At 55.2% G+C, this 2,500-nt stretch carries 2 rRNA genes (1 of these 2 cut by a window edge); both read right to left on the reverse strand.

The annotated features are described in order from the left end of the window. Nucleotides 1-93: 93 nt before the first annotated feature. A 5S ribosomal RNA gene (rrf, locus tag HD841_RS20530) occupies nt 94-208 on the reverse strand. Between the two features lie 215 nt (nt 209-423). Then, nucleotides 424-2,500 (reverse strand): 23S ribosomal RNA (locus HD841_RS20535) (it continues 742 nt past the right edge of the window).

Genomic DNA, 2,500 nt, shown 5'->3' on the forward strand with positions numbered 1-2,500 from the left:
CTGGTGGGCGGGGGTGTTGGTGTCCGTTGCCGGCTGATATTGTGTATGGGTTCTGTTTGCCGAGCTTTGTGCCTCGTATCCGCCGGCTGCAATGCCTGGCGACGACCTACTCTTCCATCGCTTGAGCGATAGTACCATTGGCGCAGTCGGGTTTCACGGCCGAGTTCGGGATGGGATCGGGTGGGACACCGACGCTATAGCCACCAGGCAATGAAGCGGGCGGATGCGGGGTTTGGGCTTGGGTGGCCCGTCGCAATCTGCATTGTGACGGGTTTTAAAATCGATGCACCTTGTCTGCCAGCGGCCCGGACCATTCGGGCGCTGGTGATGTGAAGGTATGTTCTGGCGTTCGACTTGTATCATCCACGCCGTCGCTGACGTTTCGCTGGTGACCCAGGATTGTCATTGATGGTGTGAGACTCTCAAAGCGCGAATAGGACAATTAGTATCGGTTAGCTCCATGCGTTACCGCACTTCCACATCCGATCTATCAAGGTCGTGGTCTCCGACCGTCCTATGAAATCTTATCTTGAGGGAGGCTTCCCGCTTAGATGCTTTCAGCGGTTATCCCGTCCGTACATAGCTACCCTGCTGCGCCGTTGGCACGACGACAGGTACACCAGAGGTACGTTCAACCCGGTCCTCTCGTACTAGGGTCAACTCCTCTCAAATTTCGACGCCCACGGCAGATAGGGACCAAACTGTCTCGCGACGTTCTGAACCCAACTCACGTACCACTTTAATTGGCGAACAGCCAAACCCTTGGGACCTGCTCCAGCCCCAGGATGTGATGAGTCGACATCGAGGTGCCAAACAACCCCGTCGATATGAGCTCTTGGGGGTTATCAGCCTGTTATCCCCGGCGTACCTTTTATCCGTTGAGCGATGGCCCTTCCACGAGGGACCACCGGATCACTATGACCGACTTTCGTCTCTGCTCGACTTGTCAGTCTCGCAGTCAGGCGGGCTTATGCCATTGCACTCTAACAGCCGGTTTCCAACCGGCCTGAGCCCACCATCGCGCGCCTCCGTTACTCTTTAGGAGGCGACCGCCCCAGTCAAACTACCCGCCACAGAGGGTCCCTGTTCCGGCTTACGGAACGAGGTTAGACATCAGAAAACAACAGGGTGGTATTTCACCTATGGCTCCACACCGGCTGGCGCCAATGCTTCAAAGCCTCCCACCTATGCTACACAGTTCTTTCCTAATGCCACTCTGAAGCTGCAGTAAAGGTGCACGGGGTCTTTCCGTCTAACCGCGGGTACTCCGCATCTTCACGGAGAATTCAATTTCGCTGAGCATGTCCTGGAGACAGTGGGGAAGTCGTTACGCCATTCGTGCAGGTCGGAACTTACCCGACAAGGAATTTCGCTACCTTAGGACCGTTATAGTTACGGCCGCCGTTTACCTGGGCTTCATTTCAGAGCTTGCACCCCTCCACTTAACCTTCAGGCACCGGGCAGGCGTCAGGCCCTATACGTCGTCTTGAAGCCGACTTAGCAGAGCCCTGTGTTTTTGCTAAACAGTCGCTACCCCCTGGCCTGTGCCCCCAACAAGAGCTTGCGCCTATGTTGGGCCTCCTTCTTCCGAAGGTACGGAGGCAATTTGCCGAGTTCCTTCAGGACACTTCTCTCAAGCGCCTTGGTATACTCTACCTGACCACCTGTGTCGGTTTCGGGTACGGTCTATACGGTGGGGCTATTTCCTGGAACAGTTTCGAAGCCCGGCCAATCCGATAAGGCCGAACAACACACACCATCCGTCACACACCACCAGGCCCACGAATATTAACGTGGTTCCCATCGACTACCCCCTTCGGGCTCGTCTTAGGGGCCGGCTCACCCTGCGCGGATTAGCCTTGCGCAGGAACCCTTGGTCTTTCGGCGAGAGGGCATCTCACCCTCTTTATCGCTACTCATGTCTGCATTCGCACTTCCGATACCTCCACGACCCATTACCAGATCGCTTCACAGGCTTACGGAACGCTCCGCTACCGCGTGGATAAATCCACACCCTAAGCTTCGGTGTATCACTTGAGCCCCGTTACATCTTCGCCGCAGAAACCCTTGTTTAGACCAGTGAGCTGTTACGCTTTCTTTAAAGGATGGCTGCTTCTAAGCCAACCTCCTGGTTGTTTTGGGATTTCCACATGCTTTCCCACTTAGTGATAACTTGGGGACCTTAGCTGTAGGTCAGGGCTGTTTCCCTTTTGACGACGGACCTTAGCACCCGCCGTCTGTCTCCCGGATATCACTCCTAGGTATTCGGAGTTTGGTTAGAGTTGGTAGATCTCGCGACCCCCGCATCCATCCAGTGCTCTACCCCCTAGGGTGTCCATCCGAGGCACTACCTCAATAGTTTTCGCGGAGAACCAGCTATTTCCCGGCTTGATTGGCCTTTCACCCCTAAACACAACTCATCCGGTAACTTTTCAACGTTAATCGGTTCGGACCTCCAGTGCATGTTACTGCACCTTCATCCTGGTCATGCCTAGATCGC

Source organism: Sphingomonas melonis (assembly GCF_013409985.1).
GTDB classification, from domain to species: Bacteria; Pseudomonadota; Alphaproteobacteria; order Sphingomonadales; family Sphingomonadaceae; genus Sphingomonas; species Sphingomonas melonis_A.